Genomic DNA, 21,581 nt, shown 5'->3' with positions numbered 1-21,581 from the left:
ATGGGAGCTTTCCCCTCCATTGTTGGAAACTTTCGGTCTCTCGGTGGCAGTCGTCAGCGACTGCGCGGGTCGAGAGCGTCACGGAGACCGTCACCCAGCAGGTTGAATGCCAGGACGGTGACGAAGATGGCAAGGCCCGGGACGATCATGTACTCGGGGTCGACCTGGTAGTAGGTGACCGCCTCGCGAAGCATTCCGCCCCAAGAAGCCTGCGGGGGCTGGATGCCGACGCCGAGGAAGCTCAGGGACGCCTCGAAGAGAATGTTGGTCGGGATGAGCAGCGTCGAGTAGACGATGATCGGGCCGACCAGGTTGGGCATGAGCTCCCGGAACAGGATGTACGGGGCCTTGGCTCCCATGCCGCGGGAGGCGTCCACGAACTCGCGCTCCCGCAGGGCCATGGCCTGGCCTCGGACGATCCGGCCCAGGTAGGGCCAGTTGAAGAAGCCGATCACGAAGATGAGCACGGCGAGGTGCAACGGCAGTCCGTCGAGACCGAACGCGCCGCCCTGCAGCGTGGCGGAGATGGAGATGGCGAACAGCAGGAGCGGGAAGGCGAGGAACGTGTCCATCAGCCGGCTGATGATCGAGTCGACCCGCCCGCCGTAGTAACCCGCGACGACACCGAGGACAGCGCCGATGACGTTCGACAGGATGGTGGCGCCGAAGGCGACCACCAGCGACACCCAGGAGCCCTCCAGGACGCGGGTGGCGATGTCGCGCCCGAACTTCGGGTCGACACCGAGCGGGTGACTACCGCTCATGCCACCCATGTCACCCTTGGGCAGCGAGGTGTTCGGGTCGATCAGGTCCTGGTTGAAGGCGTTCGGGTCCAGCCCCAGCATCGACTGGAGCGGCCGCGCGAGGACCGCCATCAGGATGAGCAGTACGACGATGACACCGCCGGCGACCGCCACCTTGTCGCGCTTGAAGCGCGTCCAGGCGATCTGTCCCAGGGAACGGCCCTCGATCTGCCCCTTGCCGGCTCCGGCAAGCACAGCCTCTGGCTGCACTTCCGTTGCCGCCGCGGTGGTCTCGATCGGTGCGGTCACAGTGACCCGACCCCTCTCGCCGGTGGTGACCGGCCTACGACTGCCGCTGTCTGCGGCTTGGTTCACTTGCCCGCCGGGAAGTCGGCCACAGATGGTGCGGCCCGATGACCCGGCTGTTGGTTCGGCTTGCGCTCGTTCACAGGATCGAAGATTCCGTGCCTGTTGGGGGAGTCTTCAGTGCTGCCACGATCAGGTGCCAGGCCTCATGGGGAATGTATGCGCAACCGTGATGCTTGTTGAGGGATTCCGTTATCCGAACAGTGGGTAACAGTAGTCGGACGTCTGCCAATTGACCTCTAAAACCCCATAAGGGTCTTTTTGATCAGAAGCCCCGCCAAAACGGGACAATCGGCACATACATCCGCTTCCCTGCAGGTCAGCAGCATGGAACGCACGCCATGTGAAGGCCGTGTGCGAACCCATGATGCCAGCCGTTCTCGCACGGGCATGCGACAGGTCCGGGATTCGGAACGCTCTCAGTAACCGCCGCGGGCCGGCGGATAGCCGTAACCGCCCGCTGTCGGCGCCTGCGCCGGAGCCGCGTGCGCCTCGCGGTCGTAGAACGGGCGTGCGTTGGCACGCAGCCACATCGCCACCGGGTCGAACTCGTCCGACATCGCGACGGTGGAGACGGGCAGCCCGTCCGGGACGGCGCCGATGGACTGCTGCATCATCGCCCGCACCGAGTCGACGGCGGGCGGCGAGGTGTCGTACACGTCGAGGCCGATGGCCAGATACGGCGCCCCGAGCGTGGGTTGGACCCAGGCGCGGCGCAACGACCGTACGGCCGGGGTGCGATGGGCGTTCTGCGTGAGCAGGGCGTAGAACTGCGGAATCTCGATGGCCGGTTCGGACAGCCGCAGCGGGCCCGCGGGCTGCCGCTCCAGGCCCGTGGCGATCCGGCGCAGATCCAGCCACGGGATGCCGAGGCCGCCGCCCGGGGCATGCGGATTGAGCCAGAGACCGAAGTGGTCGGGGTACAGGGTGCGGGCGACGTCCAGCCCGTCCACGACCTCGTAACTGCGGTTCCAGCCACTGGCCGAGAGTTCCTGCGCGGAGGTGACACAGGGCGCGTACCCGAGGCCGTCCACCTGCATGTTCCCGTACTGGGCGTCCGGGGAGCCGGCCTGGCCGTGCCAGAGCAGCATCCACACCTGGCCGGACGACGGGGTCGCGAGCGCGCGAAGGAGCGCCTCGTAGGCGTCGTAACGCCCGGGAGTCACCTGGCGCAGCATGTGCTCGACCTGCCCGGCCGCGGCCGTGCCCGACGCGCTCACCTTCAACCGCCCCTTCGCGAACAATTCACGACGAACTCATCCCTTACGCCCGAGGTACCGGTTACCGACATGGGTCAACACCTCGACCAGGCCATGAAACCAGCTTATGCGGCGATCGTGCTCCGCCGGGGGAAGCAGTCGAGAGCCGGGAACCGCCGCGCGGGGCGGCCGAGGGCCCCGCGCGGCCGGCCGGCGGTCCGGCCGGGCACTCCCGGCGCGGGCTCCGTTCAGTGACCGTGCTGGTAGAAGGGGCGCACCCGGTCCCGCATCCAGTCGCCGACCGGGTCCTGCGTCACGTCGAGAAGGACCAGGTTCACCGGAAGGTTGACCGGGACGCGGCCGAGGGCACGGCCCAGGGCGTCCAGGGGCAGGGCGCGGGCGTCGCCCTCCCACGCCGCGAGCTCGACGCCGATGAACATGACCGGTTCGTCGCCCTCGATGCTGGCCAGGCAGCGGCGGGCGCTCAGGACGACACCCGTCGCGGCGAACTCCGCCGAGGCCGCGGCGAGGAAGTCCACCGGATCGTCCTGCCAGTCGGGCTCGAAGAGCCGCACCCGGCCGCCGCTGGCCGCCCCGTCCAGCTCGGTCCGCCCGGCCCGGCACAATTCGGCCACGGCCATGGGCGGCAGCGGCACGCCGACCACGCCGTCCGGGTTCACCGCGATGCCGACCTGCGGGGGAAGTCCGCGGGCGAACTCCACGGCGGGCGCGATCGTGTACGACATGTGACCGCCGACGACCTGGCGGAACTGCTCCTCGGAGCTGAAGACGGGGACGAAGACCTGGCCCCCGATGTCCATCGTGGGCAGATCCAGCGGACCACTGTCCGGACCGCCGCCATTGGGCAGCGGCACCCATACGAAGCTGCGGCCGAGCACCTCGACGATGCGAGCGCCCGCCGAGGGCCCTGGCACGCCCAGGGCGGAGGACAACACCTCCTCCAGCTCGTTGCCGGGCCAACCGCCGTGCGGATGGGGGTGTGCCTGTGCCGGAAAGTCCATCTGTCTACCGCCCGCTTCGAACCACTGTTCCGGCTGGAAAGGTTAGTGGGCCACCGTGACCGGTCAGTGGCCGAAGTCGATTCTGCGCAGCACGTCCGCCGCGTCCCGGTCGATCAGTACCGCCGAACCGCACCCTTCGGGCAGGTCTCCCGTCTCGGCGGAGCGCAGCAGCCGGGCGATCGCGCCGCGGTGGCGGGCGAAGGCGTAGCGCGAGACGCCCCGGCCCCGCTCGCGCTGGCCGTCCAGCGCGGTGCCGGGTGTGACGTCGAGCAGCAGCAGGTGCAGCGCGCCGCCACGGCGCCGGGCCTCGCGGGCGAGCCAGCGGCGCACCCAGGCCTGCGTACCGCAGTCGTGCACGACGAGCCCGCCGCCCTCGCGCAGGGCGCGGCGCAGGCCGGCGTAGTGCGCGAGGCGGACGAGGGGACGGTAGACCGCGTACGGCAGCCGGCCGGCCATCAGGCCGTCCCAGCGCTCGCGGGTGTCCTGGGAGTCGACGCGGGTGCCCCGCACGGCCCGGCGCATCAGCGTCGACTTGCCGCTGCCGGGCAGTCCGGTGACGACGACGAGGTCCTGCGCCCCGAAGCGGAGGCCGTGCGGACTGCGCCCGACCCGGTCGCGGAGATCCCGCACGACGACCGTGGGACGCGCTCCGCGAGCCTCCCGGGCCGGTGCGCCGGGCTGCTCGTGCAGTGCGAGACCCGAGGTCGTCGCGTACGCCGTGATCCTGTTCACCGTGACCGTCCTCCCCTGGGATGTGGAGTCCCATCCCCGTCGAGTGTAAAGAGAAGGTAATGCCCGGTGCTTCCCGTTTCCATACGCGGACTGCCACAGCCCCGTCACAGATGTCGGGCTGCCGTGATCCGACAGCGCGTGCGATGATGGCCGCGCCAACTGCATACCGGCCGCTTGAATCCGCGCGGGAGAGTCCTGGGTACGTGTACCCGGGCGCCGAAGGAGCAAGTCCCTCCCTTGAATCTCTCAGGCACCGTTACCGCGCGGGCGAGGCACATCTGAAAAGCGGGCCGCTCCGGCGGCTCCACCCAAGGTGCAAGTCAGGACCACCGATTCGTGTGGTCGTGATGAACCTCTCAGGTTCCGATGACAGATGGGGAGGAACGACCTCGCCGTCATGCCTTGGGAGCCAGACCGATGAGCAGCAACGCACCCCGTCACACCGCGCTCGATGCCCTGCATCGTTCGCTCGGCGCGACCATGACCGACTTCGCGGGCTGGGACATGCCCCTGCGCTACGGCTCGGAGCGTGACGAGCACGTCGCCGTCCGCACGAAGGCCGGTCTCTTCGACCTCTCCCACATGGGCGAGATCACCGTCACCGGCCCCGAGGCCGCGGCCCTCCTGAACCACGCGCTGGTCGGCAACATCGCCACCGTCGGCGTCGGCCGCGCCCGCTACACCATGATCTGCCAGGAGGACGGCGGCATCCTGGACGACCTGATCGTCTACCGCCTGGCCGACCACGAGTACATGGTCGTCGCCAACGCCTCCAACGCCCAGGTGGTGCTGGACGCGCTGAGCGAGCGCGCCGCCGGTTTCGACGCCGTGGTGCGCGACGACCGTGACGCGTACGCGCTGATCGCCGTGCAGGGCCCCGAGTCCCCCGGCATCCTCAAGGCGGTCACCGACGCGGACCTCGACGGCCTGAAGTACTACGCGGGCCTGCCGGGCACGGTGGCCGGCGTTCCGGCCCTGATCGCCCGCACCGGCTACACCGGCGAGGACGGCTTCGAGCTGTTCGTCGCCCCCGCCGACGCCGAGAAGGTGTGGCAGGCGCTCACCGACGCGGGCACCCCGGCCGGTCTCGTCCCCTGCGGTCTGTCCTGCCGCGACACGCTGCGCCTGGAGGCCGGCATGCCGCTGTACGGGCACGAGCTGACCACCGCGCTGACCCCCTTCGACGCCGGTCTCGGCCGGGTCGTGAAGTTCGAGAAGGACGGCGACTTCGTGGGGCGCACGGCCCTGACCGAAGCCGCCGAGCGTGCCGCCTCCGAGCCGCCGCGCGTGCTCGTCGGGCTGATCGCCGAGGGCCGTCGCGTGCCGCGCGCCGGGTATCCCGTCGTCGCCGACGGCAAGGTGATCGGCGAGGTCACCTCCGGTGCCCCGTCCCCGACCCTGGGCAAGCCGATCGCCATGGCGTACGTCGACGCCGCGCACGCCGCGCCGGGCACGGCCGGTGTGGGCGTGGACATCCGGGGCAGCCACGAACCGTACGAGGTCGTGGCGCTGCCGTTCTACAAGCGGCAGAAGTGACACTGGTCCGCACCGGCCGGGCATGAAGAACCGGATGCCCGTCGGGCGCCGGTACCGACGGGCGCCCTTCCCAGGGCCCCGGACGTGACCCTGGGCACATCCGCCCGGTCACCCACGCTTCCCTCCATCAGCACTCCACCGCGTACAGGAGAATTCAGGTCATGAGCAACCCCCAGCAGCTGCGTTACAGCAAGGAGCACGAGTGGCTGTCCGTCGCCGAGGACGGCGTCGCGACGGTCGGCATCACCGAGTTCGCGGCCAACGCGCTCGGCGATGTCGTCTACGCCCAGCTCCCGGCCGTCGGTGACACGGTGACCGCGGGCGAGTCCTGCGGTGAACTGGAGTCGACCAAGTCGGTCAGCGACCTGTACTCCCCGGTCGACGGCGAGGTCGTCGAGGCCAACCAGGACGTCGTGGACGACCCGGCCCTGGTCAACTCCGCTCCCTTCGAGGGCGGCTGGCTGTTCAAGGTGCGCGTCGCCGGCGAGCCCGAGGACCTGATGTCCGCCGACGAGTACACCGCCTTCACGGCCGGCTGAGGAGTCACCGCATGTCGCTCATGAACACCCCCCTGCACGAGCTCGACCCGGACGTCGCCGCCGCCGTCGACGCCGAGCTGCACCGCCAGCAGTCCACGCTGGAGATGATCGCCTCGGAGAACTTCGCTCCGGTCGCGGTCATGGAGGCCCAGGGCTCGGTCCTGACCAACAAGTACGCCGAGGGCTACCCGGGCCGCCGCTACTACGGCGGCTGCGAGCACGTCGACGTGGCCGAGCAGATCGCCATCGACCGGGTCAAGGAGCTGTTCGGCGCCGAGTACGCCAACGTGCAGCCCCACTCGGGTGCCTCCGCCAACCAGGCCGCGCTGTTCGCGCTGGCCCAGCCCGGCGACACCATCCTCGGCCTGGACCTGGCCCACGGCGGCCACCTGACCCACGGCATGCGCCTGAACTTCTCGGGCAAGCAGTTCAACGTGGTCGCGTACCACGTGGACGAGGCCGGCCTGGTCGACATGGCCGAGGTCGAGCGGCTCGCCAAGGAGCACCGCCCGAAGGTGATCATCGCGGGCTGGTCGGCGTACCCGCGGCAGCTCGACTTCGCCGAGTTCCGCCGGATCGCGGACGAGGCCGGCTCCTTCCTGTGGGTCGACATGGCCCACTTCGCGGGCCTGGTCGCGGCGGGTCTGCACCCGAACCCGGTGCCGTTCGCGGACGTGGTCACCTCCACCACGCACAAGACGCTCGGCGGTCCCCGCGGCGGGATCATCCTCGCGAAGAAGGATTTCGCGAAGAAGCTGAACTCCTCGGTCTTCCCGGGCTTCCAGGGCGGCCCCCTGGAGCACGTGATCGCCGCCAAGGCCGTCTCCTTCAAGGTCGCCGCCTCGGACGACTTCAAGGAGCGCCAGCAGCGCACGCTGGACGGCGCGCACATCCTGGCCGAGCGCCTGGTCCAGGACGACGTGAAGGCCGTCGGCGTGGACGTCCTGTCCGGGGGCACGGACGTGCACCTGGTCCTGGTCGACCTGCGCAACTCCGAGCTGGACGGGCAGCAGGCCGAGGACCGCCTCCACGAGGTCGGCATCACGGTCAACCGCAACGCCATCCCGAACGACCCGCGCCCGCCGATGGTCACCTCCGGCCTGCGCATCGGCACGCCCGCCCTCGCCACCCGCGGCTTCACGGCCGAGGACTTCACCGAGGTCGCGGACATCATCGCCGAGACGCTGAAGCCGTCCTACGACACGGAGTCCCTGAAGGCCCGCGTGTCCGCTCTGGCCGACAAGCACCCGTTGTACCCCGGCCTGAAGTAGTTCCGTAGGCTCTTCGTCATATGTTTTCACCCGTACGTTTTCTCTTCGTACGGATATCCGGGGCACCGCGCACACTGGAAGCAGAGCGCGGTGCCCCGTTCCATGCAGTCCCGCACCACCTCCGTCGGACAACGGCGTCCGGCGAAACCAGCAAGGAGTTCCCGTGGCCATCTCGGTCTTCGACCTGTTCTCGATCGGCATAGGCCCGTCCAGCTCCCACACGGTGGGCCCGATGCGCGCCGCGCGCATGTTCGCCCGGCGGCTGCGCAACGAGGACCTGCTGGCCCCGGTCACCTCGATACGCGCCGAGCTGTACGGCTCCCTGGGCGCGACCGGCCACGGCCACGGCACCCCCAAGGCGGTGCTGCTCGGCCTGGAGGGCGCCTCGCCCCGGACGGTGGACGTGGAGGGCGCCGACGAGCGGGTCGAGCAGATCAAGGCTTCCGGGCGGCTCAACCTGCTCGGTGAGCACGAGATCGGCTTCTCCTTCGACGACGACCTGGTCCTGCACCGCCGCAAGGCCCTGCCGTACCACGCCAACGGCATGACGATCTTCGCGTACGACGCCTCGGGCGAGCTCGTCCTGGAGAAGACGTACTACTCGGTGGGCGGCGGCTTCGTGGTCGACGAGGACGCGGTCGGCGAGGACCGCATCAAGCTCGACGACACGGTCCTGAAGTACCCGTTCCGCACGGGTGACGAGCTGCTGCGGCTCACGAAGGAGACCGGCCTGTCGATCTCCGCCCTGATGCTGGAGAACGAGCGGGCCTGGCGCACCGAGGAGGAGATCCGCGAGGGGCTTCTCGGGATCTGGCGCGTCATGCAGGCGTGCGTCTCGCGCGGCATGGCCCGCGAGGGAATCCTGCCCGGCGGTCTGAAGGTCCGCCGCCGCGCCGCCCACTCGGCCCGCCAGCTGCGCGCCGAGGGCGATCCGCTGGCCCACGCGATGGAGTGGATCACCCTCTACGCGATGGCGGTCAACGAGGAGAACGCGGCGGGCGGCCGGGTCGTCACCGCCCCCACCAACGGCGCGGCGGGCATCATCCCGGCGGTGCTGCACTACTACATCAACTTCGTGCCGGGCGCCGACGACGAGGGCGTCGTACGGTTCCTGCTCTCGGCCGGGGCGATCGGCATGCTCTTCAAGGAGAACGCCTCCATCTCGGGCGCCGAGGTCGGCTGCCAGGGCGAGGTCGGCTCGGCCTGCTCCATGGCGGCCGGCGCGCTCGCCGAGGTGCTGGGCGGCAGCCCCGAGCAGGTCGAGAACGCCGCCGAGATCGGCATGGAGCACAACCTCGGCCTGACCTGCGACCCGGTCGGCGGCCTGGTCCAGATCCCCTGCATCGAGCGCAACGGCATGGCCGCGGTGAAGGCCGTCACGGCCGCCAGGATGGCCATGCGCGGCGACGGCTCCCACATGGTCTCCCTGGACAAGGTCATCAAGACCATGAAGGAGACCGGCGCCGACATGAGCGTCAAGTACAAGGAGACGGCCCGGGGCGGGCTGGCGGTCAACATCATCGAGTGCTGAGCGGCGGGCCCGCTCCCGGGAGGGCCGGCCGGAGCGGCGGGGACCGGGGACGGAGCGAGCGCCGGACCCGGTCCTGTCGGCGGACCGCGCGCTCTCGTCGGCATGGACCGCCCGCCGGTGGCCGGTTCGGCCCCTGACGCGCGCCGGCGGGCCGACTCCCGCGCGGTTCCGGCTCCCGGGCGGGCCGGCTCCCGCGCGCTGCGTCAGGCGAAAGGCCCGGCCCTGACGACCGGTGCGGGTGCGCCGCTCACGCGTGCGAGCGTGGAGGGGGCGAAGTGAGGGAATCCCCAAGGCAGTTGTCCCGTACGGACTGTCCCCGTGGACAACGGCGGCCGCCCCCCGACGACCGTCCCCCGGGACAGCGGCAGTTGTTCGCCAGGGACACCCGGGGACCGCCCCGCGTGGCCCTCCCCCTCCCCCCCCATGCACGGAGGCTCCCCCCATGCTGCGAGGCATCGACGTCAGCGCCTACCAGTCGTCCACGTACAGCACCGCCGGCCTCTCCTTCGTCTTCGTCAAGGCGACGGAAGGCCGCTCGTACGTCAATCCGAAACTCACCGCGCAGGTGAGGACCGCCCGCGACGCGGACTGCGTCGTGGGCTTCTACCACTTCCTGTGGCCCGGCAACATCACCGCCCAGGCCGCCTACTTCGTGAGCAAGGCCCCCGAAAAGGCGGGCGACCTGCTCGCCGTCGACTGGGAGACCACCGGCGAGGGCACCCACGCGAGCAACGCGGAGAAGGACCGCTTCATCCGCAAGGTGAAGGAACTCCGCCCGGACAACCGCGTGGTGCTCTACACGAACCGGAACTTCTGGCTGAACATCGACACCACCTCGTACGCCGGTGACGGTCTGTGGATCGCCGACTACGTGACCGCCGGCGAACCCCGCATCCAGGCGAAGTGGCGCTTCCACCAGTACACCTCCGAGCCGGTGGACCGGGACGTCGCGGACTTCGACACCAAGGCCGCCCTGCGCGCGTGGGCGGGCAGCGCCTAGAGGTCACCGGTTCTCCGCCGACCGCCGACGCCGGGCGCCCCGCCCCCGGAGCCCCGCCCCGGGGGCGCCCGGCATCCGCTTTCCTCCCGGGAACGCCGGGCCGCCCGCCGGGCTCGGACGAGCGGCGGGCGGACGGCGTCCGGGACCGGAGTACGGTTGACATACCGAGCGCACCTCGCACGCCGCCATCCATCGCGGCGTCGCCCTCGGGGAACGGCAAGGCCGGAGCGCATCGCGTCCGGCAGGAAATGAGCCGCCCCACATGAGCCTGATGAGTCTCGGAGTGCTCGCCTCCTCCCGCAAGGAGAACGAGTTCCGCCTGCCCCTGCACCCTCGCCACCTCGACCGGATCGCCCCGGACGTCCGCGAGAAGATCTTCCTCGAACACGGCTACGGCCGACGGTTCGGCGTCGCCGACGACGCGCTGCGGCCCCTCGTGGCCGGACTGCGCTCCCGTGAGGAACTCGTCGCCGAGTGCGACATCATGCTGCTGCCCAAGCCCCTGCACGACGACCTCGCCGAGCTGCGCGAGGGCCAGGTGCTGTGGGGATGGCCGCACTGCGTGCAGGACGAGAAGATGACCCAGATCGGCATCGACCGGCGGCTGACGCTGATCGCCTGGGAAGCCATGAACCACTGGACCTCCACGGGCGCCTTCAGCGTCCATGTGTTCCACAAGAACAACGAACTCGCCGGCTACTGCTCGGTGCTGCACGCCCTGCAGCTCGGCGGGCTGACCGGCAGCTACGGGCGCCGCCTCCGCGCGGTCGTCATCAGTTTCGGTGCCACGGCGCGCGGAGCGGTCACGGGCCTGGGCGCCATGGGGGTCTCCGACGTCACGGTGCTCACTCAGCGCGCCGCCGCGGCGGTGGCCTCACCGATGCCCTCGGTCGTGATGAGCCACTTCGAGGAGCGGCCGGACACCCCCTCGGGCCTGCAGGCCTCCACTCCGGCCGGGCCCGTACCGCTGGCGGAGTACCTGGCCGGGTTCGACATCATCGTCAACTGCGTCCTGCAGGACACCGACGCGCCGCTCATGTTCGTCACCGACGAGGAACTCGCCCTGTTCCGGCCGGGCACGTTCTTCATCGACGTCGCCTGCGACGAGGGCATGGGCTTCGGCTGGGCCCGCCCGACCACCTTCGGCGAGCCCATGCCCACCGTCGGAGCGGGCTGCCACTACTACGCGGTGGATCACAGCCCGTCCCACCTGTGGAACTCCGCCACCTGGGAGATCAGTGAGGCGCTGCTTCCCTACCTGCGCAAGGTCATGAGCGGCCCCACCGCGTGGGACGCCGACATCACCGTCCGCAAGGCGATCGAGATCCGTGACGGCGTCGTCCAGAACCCGAAGATCCTCTCCTTCCAGCACCGGTCCGCCGTCTACCCGCACGCTTCACAGATCCCGGCGGACGCGCTGAGCCAGGCCGTCTAGAACACGTGCGCAACGGGTCGGCCGCTCAGCCGCGGAAGTCCGCCGCGCGCTCCGGGGACGCCTCCGCCAGCGCCTTCGTCACCGCGTCGCGGCCTTCCTGGAGGCCGTAGACGGGGGTACCGGGCTGCTGGCGCCAGGAGTCGTCCAGGCCGCCGGCGTCGACGGTGTCGAAGCCGATCTCGTCGATGAGGTCGCGTACACGCCGCTTCGCCGCCGTGTCGTCGCCGGCCACCGGAAGTGCCATCCGGTCGGGGGCACCGGCCGGACGGGCGCGGTCCAGGATGTCCTGCGCGTAGGTGCCGTTGAACGCCTTCACGACCGTGTGGCCGATCTGCCGGGCGGTCCAGCGGCTCTCGGTGAGGCCGTCGTCCTCGATCCCGGCGATCCTGCCGTCGCGCTGCTGGGGGTAGTAGTTGCCGGTGTCGATGACGGCGACGTCCTCGGCGGCTCCGTCCAGGATGCCGTCCGGCAGGTTCGGCACGGCCTTGAGCGGGATCGTGACGATCACGACGTCCGCGCCCTGTGCCGCCCGCTCGACCGTGACGGGGGTCGCGCCGGTCTCCTCGGCGAGCGCGCCGAGCGTCTGGGGACCGCGGGAGTTGGCGACGGAGACGTCGTGCCCGACGGCGGTGAGCCGCCGGGTGAGGTTGCCGCCGATGTTGCCCGCGCCGATGATGCCGATCTTCATGAGACAGACCCTTCCGGGGTTGGTGCTCCTGATGGGCACGGCAACTCCCGGGGCGGACGCGCTATTCCGGGGCGTACGGCGTCCGGGTGACAAAGACCGGAAACAGCGGAGACACGGGAAACAGCGACCGGTTTCCGGCTTCGGAGCTTTTGGGGTTCAGCCTTCAGGGACAGAAGCGGTTCAGGTGCGGTTCAGGGCTTCACCACGATCTTGCCGATGTGCGTGTTGGTCTCCATCAGGCGGTGCGCGTCCCGGATGCGGTCGAGTCCCTCGAGGACCTCGGCGACCGGTGGCCGGAACCCGCCGTCCCGCAGACCGGCGTTCAGGAAGGCGGTGGAGCGGCGGCGGCCCTCCGGGGCCGACGTGAGGGCGAAGTTGGCGTAGGTGTGGATCGTGAACGGCCAGTTCCAGGGCAGCTCGGCCGGGCGCCGGTCGAGCCAGCCGTAGACGACCATCACGCCTGCCTCGGCGAGGGCCTCGCCCAGCGACCGGAACCCGGGGCCGCCGATCGCGTCGAAGACCACCTCGACGCCCCGGCCGCCGGTCAGTCGCCGGACCTCCTCCGGCACGTCCTGATCGTCCGAGACGATCACTTCGGCCGCCCCGAGATCGAGCAGTCGCCGCCGCTTCGCCGCGGACCGGGTGGTGGCCAGCGGAATCGCGCCGATGCGGCGGGCGACCTGGATGGCCGCCGTGCCGACGCCGCTGGACGCCCCGGTGATCAGGACGTGGTCGCCGGGCCTGAGGCGCGCGGTCTCCAGCAGTGCCCCGTACGCCGTCGTGTACGTCAGCCACGACGCCGCGCCGGTGACGGCGTCCACCGACGCCGGACGCGGCACGATCGCGGTGTCCGGCAGCACGACGCGTTCCGCGTACACGCCCTGGGTGCCCATCTCGATGCCGGGTCCGGTCGTCACGGGGTCTCCTACCGCGAAACCGGTGACCCCCTCACCGACCGCCTCCACGGTGCCGGACGCCTCGTACCCGAGCCGAGATCCGGGCAGGGAGGGCTGGTAGTAGTACGTCCCCGCGCGGAACAGGGCCTCCGCGCGGTTGAGGCCGAGTGCCTCGACCCGTACGAGGACGTGCCCGGGGGCGGGCCGGGGACCGGAGGCGGCGTCCGGGCCGGAGACGAGGCCCGGCAGAGGGACATCCTCGATCCGCAGGACGTCGGGTCCGCCGAGTTCATGGAAGAGCACGGTGCGTGCGGTGGTTGGCATACCCATGACGCTAGGAGCCGGACGCGAGACGATCCATGCCTGTCAGTCTCGTTTTCCTGTCTGTTCGTCTCGCCGGTGCGCGGTGGAGTTACGGTACGGGCATGGACGTACTGAGCGACGCCGTCGCCACCATGCGCACGGGGCGCCCGCACTCCTCGCGCCAGGACAAGTACGCGCCCTGGGGAATGCGCTTCGAAGCCTCGGACGGTGCCGGATTCCACGTGGTGCTCCAGGGGTCGGCGTGGCTGCTCCCGGAGAACGGCGCACCGCTGGCGGTGGGACCCGGCGACGTGGTGTTCCTCGCCCACGGCCGCGGACACGCGCTCGCCAGCGACGTGGCCGTGCCCCTGGAGGAGGTGCGGGTGCGACCGGACGGACGCTGGCCCGAAGCCACGCCCCCCGAGGGGCCGCCGACGGGGGCCCGGACCGTTCTGCTGTGCGGGGCCTACGGGTTGGACCGGGCCCGCGCCCACCCGCTCCTCGCGGAACTGCCGGAGGTCGTCCATTTTCCCGCCCGCGTCGGCGCCCACCGCTCGCTGCGGACGGCGGTCGAACTCCTCGGCACGGAACTGGAGGAGCCGCAGCCGGGCTCGGACACGGTCGTCACATCGCTGCTCGACACGCTCCTGCTGTACATCCTGCGCGCCTGGTGGCAGCGCGAGCGGCACGACGACGGTCACCCCACGGGCTGGGCGGGCGCCCTCGCCGACCCGGCGGTCGCGGCCGCGCTGCACGCCATCCACCACACCCCGTCCCACCCGTGGACGGTCGGGGAACTCGGAGCGCGCGGCGGTCTCTCCCGGGCCGCGTTCGCCCGCCGGTTCACCGCCCTGGTGGGCGAGCCGCCGCTCGCGTACCTCACCCGGTGGCGCATGACGACGGCCGGGCGGCTGCTGCGCTCGGCGGACCTCCCGCTCCGCCTGGTCGCCCAACGCATCGGCTACACCTCGGAGTTCGCGTTCGCCAAGGCCTTCAAACGGGAGTACGGGGTGGCGCCGGGGCAGTACCGCAAGCGGGCCTCGTGACGCCGAAGGGGCGCCCTCCGGGAGTCCGGCGGGCGCCCCTTCGGACGGCGTCACTTGTTCAGGTGGACCCAGAACTCGTCGAACGAGAGAACCTTGTCACCGTTGAGGTCGCGGCTGGCGATGACGGCCTCCGCCACCGACTCGGTGACGTTCCAGTCGCCGCCCTGGGCGAGAGCGGCCTTGAACTCGGCTGCGGTGATGAACCCGTCACCGTCCGTATCGATCCGCTCGAACTGCTTGCGTGCTTCCTCGATGTCGGCCACCGATCCGCCCCTTCGTCGTGCATCACTGCATGCGTTACTGCCTTGTGTACGGAGGTCAGATTAACGGTCCGGGTGGGCGCGCAGTGCGGCGAGTACCCAGGCGAACTCCTCACGGTGTGCCGACAGCGGGTCCATGCCCCTGACCAGCGAGGCCAGCTCCCGGAAACGGGCCATCTCGGCATGGGCCGCGGACTCCATGCGGGCCAGTACGGAAGCCCGGTCCGCGTCGCCGAGCAGGCCGCTCAGCACCGTGTCCGCCTCCGGGCTTCCGGGGTCGACACCCCGCTCCAGCGCCTCACCCGCGAGGTGCACCAGCCGGCTCATGAACCACACGGACGTTCCCGCCAGCTCCTGCGGTCCCCGGTCCGCCGCGTTGAACTCGATCATCTCGCGCATCCGCGCCCGGAAGCCCGGGTCCTGGATCATCTCGGCCAGCTCCACCCAGGCGTCCACCTGCGCGGGTGTCGGGTCGTCCGGCAGATCACCGACGCTGAACCGCAGCCGGGTACGGATGTCGGGGTCCGCGGTGTCCAGGCCCCCGAAGGTCTCCTCCATGAAGTCGTCGATGATCCGCCCGCGTTCGGCGGCGGACAGTCGCGCCAGTCTGTTCATGAGTGTCGTCTCCTGTGCGCTCGAACCACGTCGTGCCACGGTCGACAGCACCGCCCGGGTCACCTTCAGCGACCTGATCTGCGCGTCCAGCGCGGCCACGTGCGCGGCCGCCACCTCCGCCACCGTCCTCTCGCCCGCCAGGACAGCGCGGACGTCGCCGAGCCCCAGTCCGAGTTCGCGCAGGGTCCGGACCAGCTCCAGGCGGGCCACGGAGCCGGCGTCGTACAGCCGGTAGCCGCCCGCCGACCTGGCCACCGGGGGCAGCGCGCCCTCGTCCGACCAGTAGCGGATCGTGCGGACACTCAGGCCGGTGCTCCGGGACAGCTCGCCGATGGTGAGAAGTGCGGTGCCGTCGTCGATCATGTCTGCGAGTCTGGGCCTTCCAGTGGGTGGAGACTCAAGCGGTGGGGGACGGTCATGCGCGGCACTCTGCGCGACATTCTGGACGCCGTGGCCCGTGGAGTCTTCCCGCCGCCCGACGGCGCCACCACGGTCGTCCGCCCGCACTCCCCCCGCGACACCGGCGTCCTCGCCTTCACCGCGCACTCCGTCGTCTTCACCGACGAGGACGAGGGCTGGGTGCGCGCAACGCTGGGGGCCCTGGACTGCGACCCGCTCGCTGCGGCCATGAACCCGCGGTTCCTCGCCGCGCTCATGGAGCGGACGGGCCGGTCGAACGACACGGTGGACGTGCTGTCCGTCGCCGCCCCGCTCCCCGGCCCGGCGGCCCTCGCGCTCACGGAGATCGACGGCCTCGCCCACCCCCGGCTCACGGGCGCCCGCAGACGGCGCGACGGCGTGCGGGCGTGGGCCGCGGACGGCGGGATCCTCGTCCTCGGGCGGGGAGTCGGGGGACGTCTGGAGGCCGCGGTGGAGGTGGACGAGGGCGTACGGCACCGGGGGCTGGGCCGGGCGCTGGCGTCGGCGGCGCGGCACCTGGCCGGCGAACCGGTCTGGGCCCAGGTGGCCGCGGGGAACGCCCGCAGTGCGCGGGCGTTCCAGGCGGCGGGCTACCGGCCGGTGGGCGCGGAGGCTCTGCTACTGCCCCGCTGAGCGGCGCGGAGGCTCTGCTTCCGCCCCGCTCACGGGTCAGCGGAAGATGCCGGTGTGGCCGAGCGAGTAGCGGCCGGGCTGGGGGTAGACGGCGAGACCGTGCGGACCGCTGCCGACCGGGATACGGGCGATCTGTTCGCCGGTGCGGGTGTCGAGGGCGTACACCTCGGAGTTGTACCGGCCGGAGAGCCACAGGACCTTGCCGTCCGCCGAGACGCCGCCCATGTCGGGGCTGCCGCCGTCGGGCAGGCGCCACTTCTTGGTGAGCCGGTTCTGCGTGAAGTCGAAGATGGAGATGGTGCCTTCGCCGCGGTTGGAGATGTACATCTCGCGCGAGTCCCGGCTGACGTACAGTCCGTGGGCGCCCTTGCCCGTGTGCAGCAGGGTCGGTTCGGTGAACTTGTCGCCGTCGAGGACCCACACGCCGTTGGCCATCATGTCGGCGATGTAGAACTTCTTGCCGTCCGGGGAGATCTTCACGTCCTGCGGCATCGCCCCGTGGAACGGCAGCCTCTGCTGGCCGATCACCTTCATCCGCTCGGTGTCGACCTTCAGGAGTTCGCCGCTGAACTCGCAGGAGACGATGAAGTAGCGGCCGTCCGGGGAGAAGTCGGCGTGGTTGACGCCGTAGCAGCTGACCGGCTCCGCCTTGACGGTGTTCATGGTGTGCGCGTCGCGGAAGACGAGTTCGCGGTCGAGGGAGGCCATCACGATCGCGTACTTGCCGTCAGGCGTGAAGTAGAGGTTGTACGGGTCGTGCACGTCGACCGGCTTGCCCGCCTTGCCGGTCTTCGGGTCGATGGGGGTGAGGGTGTTGCCCCGGTCGTTGTTGACCCACAGGGTCTTCAGGTCCCAGGAGGGGACGACGTGCTGGGGCTGGACACCGACCGGGATCGTCTCGATGACCTTGTACGTCTTCGGGTCGATGACCGTGACCGTGTTGGAGTTGGTGTTGGGCACGTAGACGCGGGACGGGAAGTCCTTGACCACCGGGGAGAGCCGGTTCGGGCGGTCGGCGGCGTAGACGTCCGCGGGGTCCAGCAAGGGGGGCATGCCGGGCAGTCCCCGGACGACCGGCTTCTTCACCGGGGCGGGCCGGACGGCCGCCTTGGTGGTGCTGTGCGTCCGTTCGGTGTGGTCCTGGGAGGAACCGCCGCAGCCCGCGAGGAGGGCCAGCGCGGTGAGGGCGGCGCCGGCGATCAGCACGCGGCGCGGGGAGGAGGGTGGCGTCAGCATCAGCTCAGCAGCTCCGTGGTGGTGACCGCGCCGAGGCCGCGGCGGTCGAGTTCGTGCAGAAGGCCGGGGAGGGCGGCGACCGTGCCGGCGTATCCGAAGTGCAGGCTCACGACGGAGCCGGGCCGGACCTCGGCCAGCACCTTGCGGGTGACGGCGGTGGCTCCCGGCGAGGTGTAGTCGAGGGAGTCGACGTCGTAGGAGAGCGTGTGCGGGTAGCCCGCGTCGCGGGCGAGGCGTTGGACCAGGGGGGAGGCCCGGGGGCTGCGGGAGGGCCGGAACCAGGTGCCGATCGAGCCGGTGAGCCGTCTGAGGCGGTCCGCGCAGCCCCGGATCTCCGCCGCCGCCTCCGTCTCCGTCATCGCGTTGATGTCGAGATGGCGCAGGGTGTGGTTGCCGAGGTCGTGGCCGCCGTCGAGGATGCGGCGGGCGATGTCCGGGTGCTCGTCCAGCCAGGTGCCGACGGCGAGGACGGTGACCCGGGCGCCCGCCTTCTCCGCCTCGCCGAGAAGCGCCTTCGCCACGGCGGGGTCGCCCTGGCCGTGGAAGGTGAGGGCCACTCTGGACGGGTGGGTGCGGGAGCCGTGGGTGATCTCGGCGGGTCGGCCGGGGTAGCGGCGGGGGGCGGGGGCGAGCGCGGAGGTTCCGCGGGTCGCCGTGGCGGGGGGCGCGCTGGGCGCGGCCGGAGGTGTCGTGAGGTCGTGGGGCCGGCCGGCTCGCGGGGCGGAACAGCCGGTGGCCGCTCCGGCGGCGAGGGTTCCTGCGGTGAGCGCGAGTCCCGTGAGCAGGGCAGCGCGCCGGGGCGGGGCGGGGGCTGCGGGGTCTTCGGCGGACGTGGTCACCGGACCATTTAAGGGTGAATCAGCCGAAAAACCGGCGATTGGTCCGACTGGGTGGTGGTGCGGGTCGCCTCGCGGCGTGCGCGTACGGGCCGTACGGGGCGCGAGACCCAGGGGAGGAGCGGCGCCCTCTGTTTGGATCAATCGACCGGGTCCGCGACGGCCGGACCGACGGCCGGAAACGGAGCGGCGGCCGCGGGGGGGGCGTCCGCGGAGGCCGGCGGCCGGAACGGAGCGGGCGGCCGGAAACGGGTCAGCGGTCGGCGACGCGCATTTCGAACCAGGTGGTCTTGCCGCGGGGCAGCAGGTCGACACCCCAGCGGTCGGAGAGCTTGTCGACGAGGAAGAGGCCCCGGCCGCTCAGGTCCAGCTCCTGGACCGGCATGAGACAGGGAAGGCCGCGGGAGGGGTCACGGACCTCGATACGGATCCAGCCGCGGCGGCGGCGCGTACGGAGTCCGAAGACGCGGGCGCCGGTGTGCCGTACGGCGTTGCCCACGAGTTCGGAGACGAGTAAGACCGCGTCCTCGGTCATCTTCGGGGACAGGCCCCAGTGCCGCAGGACCACGACCTGGGTGAGCCGCCGCGCGGTGGCCGCGGACTCCGGGCGGGACGGCAGCAACACCTCCGACTCGGTCGGATTGCCGAACAACTCCAGCGCCTTGAGCGCTCGTTCGTCCTCGACCGCAGGCGTCCAGCGCGCCGCGGTCGCACTTCCGTGCCGCCGCGGCTGTTCCATACCCTCCAGCCCCGCCATGCCCCCCATCATGGCCGCCCTGCGCCCGCTCCGGGGCCGTTCCGAAGGAATAGGCCCCCCGGAACGCGACATTCCACACTATTCGATGGGCATATGCCACAGGCAGTTCGGAGGCGGCGGGGGCCCGTCCGACCTGCCGGAACAGGCCGGTCCGGGGCAATCGCCGCCACCTCTCGACAAGGTGGGCTTAAGGCTGTCTTAAGCCAGGGATAAAGCGCCCCATCGAGGGACGCGGTTATGACACCGCGTCAACCGCGAGGGGACCGGCGGTGACGCGGCACAGGCTCAGAGGAACTTCGCCTTGCCGGGACCCTCTTCCACGAAGCTCCGCATGCCCCGCTCGCGGTCCTCCGTCGCGAACAGGCCCGCGAACCAGTTCCGCTCGATGGTCAGCCCGGTCTCGATGTCCGTCTCCAGACCCGCGTCGATGGACTCCTTCGCGGCGCGCAGCGCGATGGCCGGGCCCTGCGCGAGCCGGGCGGCCCAGGCGTGCGCCTCGGTGTAGACGTCGGCGGCGGGGACGACCCGGTCGACCAGGCCGAGCGTGAGGGCCTCGTCGGCCTTGACCATGCGGCCGGTGAAGATGAGGTCCTTGGCCTTGGAGGGACCGATCAGCCGGGAGAGCCGCTGGGTTCCGCCGGCGCCGGGGATCAGGCCGAGCAGGATCTCGGGCTGGCCCAGCTTGGCGTTGTCCCCGGCGATGCGGTAGTCGGCGCACAGGGCCAGTTCGCAGCCGCCGCCGAGCGCGTATCCGGTGACGGCTGCGACGACGGGCTTGGGGATGCGGGCGACGGCGGTGAAGGAGTCCTGCAGGGCCCGGGACCGCACGATCATCGCGGCGTGGTCCATGGCCTGCATCTCCTTGATGTCCGCGCCCGCCGCGAACACCTTCTCCCCGCCGTACAGCACCACGGCGCGGACGTCCGGCCGGTTCGTGGCCTCCTCGGCCAGTTCCTTGAGACGGTCCTGCGTCGCCACGTCCAGGGCGTTCATGGGAGGGCGGTCCAGGCGGATGGTGCCCACGCCTTCGGCCACTTCGAGATGCACAGTCATGGAAGCAGGTTAGTGGCCGTTAACGGCAACGGGCCGGGTGTGCTGAGTCACAGCACACCCGGCCCGGTGGGGAGCGGTCGGGCGACGGGGCCGGAAACGATCACGCGAGCCGGGCGAAAGCCGTCACGCGGTCCGGTCCTCGGTCCTCACGCGCTCCTGTCCTGCGAGATCACTCGGTCCGGTACGGCGAGATCACTTGGTCCAGTCCGCCCAGGAGATGTTCCAGCCGTTGAGGCCGTTGGCCGGGTCGACCGTCGGGTCGGTGGAGTTCTTCACGACCACCACGTCACCGACCATCGAGTGGTTGAAGAACCAGGCGGCCGGCACACCGCTGTCGTAGCCGCCGCGCACGTCCCGCAGGCCGATGCAGCCGTGGCTGGCGTTGTAGTTGCCGAAGGCGCCGCCGCCCCAGTAGTTGCCGTGCACGAAGGTGCCGGAGTTGGTCAGGCGCATGGCGTGCGGGACGTCCTTGATGTCGTACTCGCCGTCGTAGCCGACCGTGTCGCCGTTCATCCGGGTCACGGTGAACTTCTCGCTGATGACCATCTGGCCGTTCCAGGTGGCGTAGCCGGGCTTGCCGGTGGTCACCGGGATGGTCTTGACGACCTTGCCCTCCTGCATGACCTTCATCGTGTGCTTCTTGGCGTCCACGACGGACACCTGGTCGCGGCCGATGGTGAAGGAGACGGTCTTGGCCTGCTTGCCATAGACGCCCTTGCGGCCCTCGACGCCGTCGAGGTTCAGCTTCACGGTGACCTTGGTACCGGCCTTCCAGTACTTCTCGGGCCGGAAGTCGAGGCGGTCGTTGCCGAACCAGTGGCCCTGGACGTCGACGGCCGGCTCGGTCGTTATCTTGATGGCCTTCTCGACGTCGTCCGGCTTGGTGATGCCCCGGGTGAAACGGACCGAGAACGGCATGCCGACGCCGACCTTGGAGCCGTCCTCGGGCGTGAAGTTGCCGGTGAAGGTGTTCTGCGGGCTCAGCGTCGTGAAGGACGAGTCCTCGGCCGCCGTGCGGCCCTCGGAGTCCTTCGCGATCGCGTGCACTTGGTACTTGGTGGACGCCGCGAGGTGCGTGGCGGGCGTCCAGCCGCTGCCGTCGGCCGATATCTCGCCGTCGATCTTCGTGCCCTCGTCGTCCTTGACGGTGACCTCGGTCAGTTTGCCCTTACTGGCCGTGACCTTGAGGGTGTTGTTGGTGTCGACGTCCTTGGCACCGGCCTTCGGCGCGATCGTGACGACGGCCACCGACTGCTTGCTCTCCGCGGTGGTGCTGCCCTTGCCGTCCTTGTCCTTCCCTCCGGACCCCGAGTCCGTTCCCCCGCCCCCACCGCAGGCCGTGACGGCCAGCAGCACACCGCCGACGATCACCGCCCACCGCTTGTTGCGGCCGCGTGAGCGTCCACCTGCCGACGCCCACGATACCGGTCGCACGTTCACAGTCTTTCTCCCCTCGCAAGGCCT

The 21,581-nt window shown here is 70.7% G+C and carries 21 protein-coding genes and 2 riboswitches; of the genes, 8 read left to right on the top strand and 13 right to left on the bottom strand.

Annotation, left to right across the window (positions count from 1 at the left end; all coding sequences use genetic code 11):
- Window positions 1-53: 53 nt before the first annotated feature.
- From OG410_RS28705 to OG410_RS28690, 4 genes are all read right to left on the bottom strand, one after another.
- On the bottom strand, window positions 54-1,052 hold the full coding sequence (locus OG410_RS28705) for an ABC transporter permease (protein WP_329301759.1): 999 nt from the start codon (window positions 1,050-1,052) through the stop codon (window positions 54-56).
- Between the two features lie 476 nt (window positions 1,053-1,528).
- The gene (locus tag OG410_RS28700) at window positions 1,529-2,329 is read right to left on the bottom strand and encodes an enhanced serine sensitivity protein SseB C-terminal domain-containing protein (RefSeq protein WP_329301758.1); all 801 of its coding nucleotides are present in this window, start codon (window positions 2,327-2,329) and stop codon (window positions 1,529-1,531) included.
- Window positions 2,330-2,556: 227 nt separating this feature from the next.
- Window positions 2,557-3,330, bottom strand: a complete 774-nt coding sequence (locus tag OG410_RS28695; protein ID WP_329301757.1) for an enhanced serine sensitivity protein SseB — start codon at window positions 3,328-3,330, stop codon at window positions 2,557-2,559.
- A 63-nt stretch (window positions 3,331-3,393) separates the two neighbouring features.
- On the bottom strand, window positions 3,394-4,062 hold the full coding sequence (locus OG410_RS28690) for an AAA family ATPase (protein ID WP_329301756.1): 669 nt from the start codon (window positions 4,060-4,062) through the stop codon (window positions 3,394-3,396).
- A gap of 175 nt (window positions 4,063-4,237) precedes the next feature.
- A riboswitch (glycine riboswitch) is annotated at window positions 4,238-4,334 on the top strand.
- Window positions 4,335-4,445: riboswitch (glycine riboswitch) on the top strand. It begins immediately after the preceding riboswitch.
- A gap of 34 nt (window positions 4,446-4,479) precedes the next feature.
- On the opposite strand from OG410_RS28690, the gene gcvT reads away from it, so the two are divergent.
- The 6 genes from gcvT (at window position 4,480) to OG410_RS28660 (ending at window position 11,374) form a co-directional block, all read left to right on the top strand.
- Window positions 4,480-5,598, top strand: coding sequence for a glycine cleavage system aminomethyltransferase GcvT (gene gcvT / locus OG410_RS28685; protein ID WP_329301755.1), 1,119 nt, complete (start codon window positions 4,480-4,482; stop codon window positions 5,596-5,598).
- Window positions 5,599-5,759: 161 nt separating this feature from the next.
- On the top strand, window positions 5,760-6,137 hold the full coding sequence (gene gcvH, locus OG410_RS28680; RefSeq protein ID WP_329301754.1) for a glycine cleavage system protein GcvH: 378 nt from the start codon (window positions 5,760-5,762) through the stop codon (window positions 6,135-6,137).
- A gap of 11 nt (window positions 6,138-6,148) precedes the next feature.
- The gene (glyA, locus tag OG410_RS28675; protein WP_329301753.1) at window positions 6,149-7,408 is read left to right on the top strand and encodes a serine hydroxymethyltransferase; all 1,260 of its coding nucleotides are present in this window, start codon (window positions 6,149-6,151) and stop codon (window positions 7,406-7,408) included.
- A gap of 163 nt (window positions 7,409-7,571) precedes the next feature.
- Window positions 7,572-8,939 (top strand): L-serine ammonia-lyase, encoded by a 1,368-nt coding sequence (locus tag OG410_RS28670; protein WP_329301752.1) that lies wholly within the window; start codon window positions 7,572-7,574, stop codon window positions 8,937-8,939.
- A gap of 442 nt (window positions 8,940-9,381) precedes the next feature.
- Window positions 9,382-9,939, top strand: a complete 558-nt coding sequence (locus OG410_RS28665; protein WP_329301751.1) for a glycoside hydrolase family 25 protein — start codon at window positions 9,382-9,384, stop codon at window positions 9,937-9,939.
- A 262-nt stretch (window positions 9,940-10,201) separates the two neighbouring features.
- On the top strand, window positions 10,202-11,374 hold the full coding sequence (locus OG410_RS28660) for a N(5)-(carboxyethyl)ornithine synthase (protein ID WP_329301750.1): 1,173 nt from the start codon (window positions 10,202-10,204) through the stop codon (window positions 11,372-11,374).
- Window positions 11,375-11,399: 25 nt separating this feature from the next.
- On the opposite strand, the gene OG410_RS28655 is transcribed toward OG410_RS28660, so the two are convergent.
- On the bottom strand, window positions 11,400-12,062 hold the full coding sequence (locus tag OG410_RS28655) for an NADPH-dependent F420 reductase (protein WP_329301749.1): 663 nt from the start codon (window positions 12,060-12,062) through the stop codon (window positions 11,400-11,402).
- A 191-nt stretch (window positions 12,063-12,253) separates the two neighbouring features.
- Window positions 12,254-13,282, bottom strand: a complete 1,029-nt coding sequence (locus OG410_RS28650; protein ID WP_329301748.1) for a zinc-dependent alcohol dehydrogenase family protein — start codon at window positions 13,280-13,282, stop codon at window positions 12,254-12,256.
- A gap of 101 nt (window positions 13,283-13,383) precedes the next feature.
- Here OG410_RS28650 and OG410_RS28645 point away from each other — a divergent pair, with 101 nt between their 5' ends.
- Window positions 13,384-14,307: an AraC family transcriptional regulator gene (locus tag OG410_RS28645; protein WP_329301747.1), complete on the top strand. Its 924-nt coding sequence runs from the start codon at window positions 13,384-13,386 to the stop codon at window positions 14,305-14,307.
- 50 nt (window positions 14,308-14,357) lie between these two features.
- Here OG410_RS28645 and OG410_RS28640 read toward each other — a convergent pair whose 3' ends face one another.
- Together OG410_RS28640 and OG410_RS28635 are read right to left on the bottom strand one after the other, a co-directional pair.
- Window positions 14,358-14,570 (bottom strand): EF-hand domain-containing protein, encoded by a 213-nt coding sequence (locus tag OG410_RS28640; RefSeq protein WP_329301746.1) that lies wholly within the window; start codon window positions 14,568-14,570, stop codon window positions 14,358-14,360.
- A 60-nt stretch (window positions 14,571-14,630) separates the two neighbouring features.
- Window positions 14,631-15,545, bottom strand: a complete 915-nt coding sequence (locus OG410_RS28635; RefSeq protein WP_329301745.1) for a helix-turn-helix domain-containing protein — start codon at window positions 15,543-15,545, stop codon at window positions 14,631-14,633.
- A 54-nt stretch (window positions 15,546-15,599) separates the two neighbouring features.
- Between OG410_RS28635 and OG410_RS28630 the strand changes: the two genes are divergently transcribed.
- Window positions 15,600-16,235, top strand: a complete 636-nt coding sequence (locus OG410_RS28630; RefSeq protein WP_329301744.1) for a GNAT family N-acetyltransferase — start codon at window positions 15,600-15,602, stop codon at window positions 16,233-16,235.
- Window positions 16,236-16,271: 36 nt separating this feature from the next.
- Here OG410_RS28630 and OG410_RS28625 read toward each other — a convergent pair whose 3' ends face one another.
- From OG410_RS28625 to OG410_RS28605, 5 genes are all read right to left on the bottom strand, one after another.
- Complete coding sequence (locus OG410_RS28625; protein WP_329301743.1) at window positions 16,272-17,471, bottom strand: YncE family protein; 1,200 nt, start codon at window positions 17,469-17,471, stop codon at window positions 16,272-16,274.
- Window positions 17,471-18,310, bottom strand: a complete 840-nt coding sequence (locus OG410_RS28620; RefSeq protein WP_443063805.1) for a polysaccharide deacetylase family protein — start codon at window positions 18,308-18,310, stop codon at window positions 17,471-17,473. Before OG410_RS28620 ends, OG410_RS28625 begins: the two co-directional genes overlap by 1 nt.
- A 250-nt stretch (window positions 18,311-18,560) precedes the next feature.
- Complete coding sequence (locus tag OG410_RS28615; protein WP_326785411.1) at window positions 18,561-19,064, bottom strand: ATP-binding protein; 504 nt, start codon at window positions 19,062-19,064, stop codon at window positions 18,561-18,563.
- 285 nt (window positions 19,065-19,349) lie between these two features.
- Window positions 19,350-20,117, bottom strand: coding sequence for an enoyl-CoA hydratase/isomerase family protein (locus tag OG410_RS28610; protein WP_329301742.1), 768 nt, complete (start codon window positions 20,115-20,117; stop codon window positions 19,350-19,352).
- 192 nt (window positions 20,118-20,309) lie between these two features.
- On the bottom strand, window positions 20,310-21,557 hold the full coding sequence (locus OG410_RS28605) for a L,D-transpeptidase (protein WP_443063804.1): 1,248 nt from the start codon (window positions 21,555-21,557) through the stop codon (window positions 20,310-20,312).
- Window positions 21,558-21,581: the final 24 nt, after the last annotated feature.

This window comes from Streptomyces sp. NBC_00659 (assembly GCF_036226925.1).
GTDB lineage: Bacteria > Actinomycetota > Actinomycetes > Streptomycetales > Streptomycetaceae > Streptomyces.
Note: the sequence above shows the minus strand (reverse complement) of the source record. Positions and strands in the feature narration are given on the sequence as shown.

Bases quoted from the DNA above. Each gene is read 5' to 3' on its own strand.
- OG410_RS28695 (WP_329301757.1), bottom strand. From the start codon at position 3,330: ATGGACTTTCCGGCACAGGCACACCCCCATCCGCACGGCGGTTGGCCC.
- gcvT (WP_329301755.1), top strand. From the start codon at position 4,480: ATGAGCAGCAACGCACCCCGTCACACCGCGCTCGATGCCCTGCATCGT.
- gcvH (WP_329301754.1), top strand. From the start codon at position 5,760: ATGAGCAACCCCCAGCAGCTGCGTTACAGCAAGGAGCACGAGTGGCTG.
- glyA (WP_329301753.1), top strand. From the start codon at position 6,149: ATGTCGCTCATGAACACCCCCCTGCACGAGCTCGACCCGGACGTCGCC.
- OG410_RS28665 (WP_329301751.1), top strand. From the start codon at position 9,382: ATGCTGCGAGGCATCGACGTCAGCGCCTACCAGTCGTCCACGTACAGC.
- OG410_RS28660 (WP_329301750.1), top strand. From the start codon at position 10,202: ATGAGCCTGATGAGTCTCGGAGTGCTCGCCTCCTCCCGCAAGGAGAAC.
- OG410_RS28655 (WP_329301749.1), bottom strand. From the start codon at position 12,062: ATGAAGATCGGCATCATCGGCGCGGGCAACATCGGCGGCAACCTCACC.
- OG410_RS28650 (WP_329301748.1), bottom strand. From the start codon at position 13,282: ATGCCAACCACCGCACGCACCGTGCTCTTCCATGAACTCGGCGGACCC.
- OG410_RS28645 (WP_329301747.1), top strand. From the start codon at position 13,384: ATGGACGTACTGAGCGACGCCGTCGCCACCATGCGCACGGGGCGCCCG.
- OG410_RS28635 (WP_329301745.1), bottom strand. From the start codon at position 15,545: ATGATCGACGACGGCACCGCACTTCTCACCATCGGCGAGCTGTCCCGG.
- OG410_RS28630 (WP_329301744.1), top strand. From the start codon at position 15,600: ATGCGCGGCACTCTGCGCGACATTCTGGACGCCGTGGCCCGTGGAGTC.
- OG410_RS28625 (WP_329301743.1), bottom strand. From the start codon at position 17,471: ATGCTGACGCCACCCTCCTCCCCGCGCCGCGTGCTGATCGCCGGCGCC.
- OG410_RS28615 (WP_326785411.1), bottom strand. From the start codon at position 19,064: ATGGCGGGGCTGGAGGGTATGGAACAGCCGCGGCGGCACGGAAGTGCG.
- OG410_RS28610 (WP_329301742.1), bottom strand. From the start codon at position 20,117: ATGACTGTGCATCTCGAAGTGGCCGAAGGCGTGGGCACCATCCGCCTG.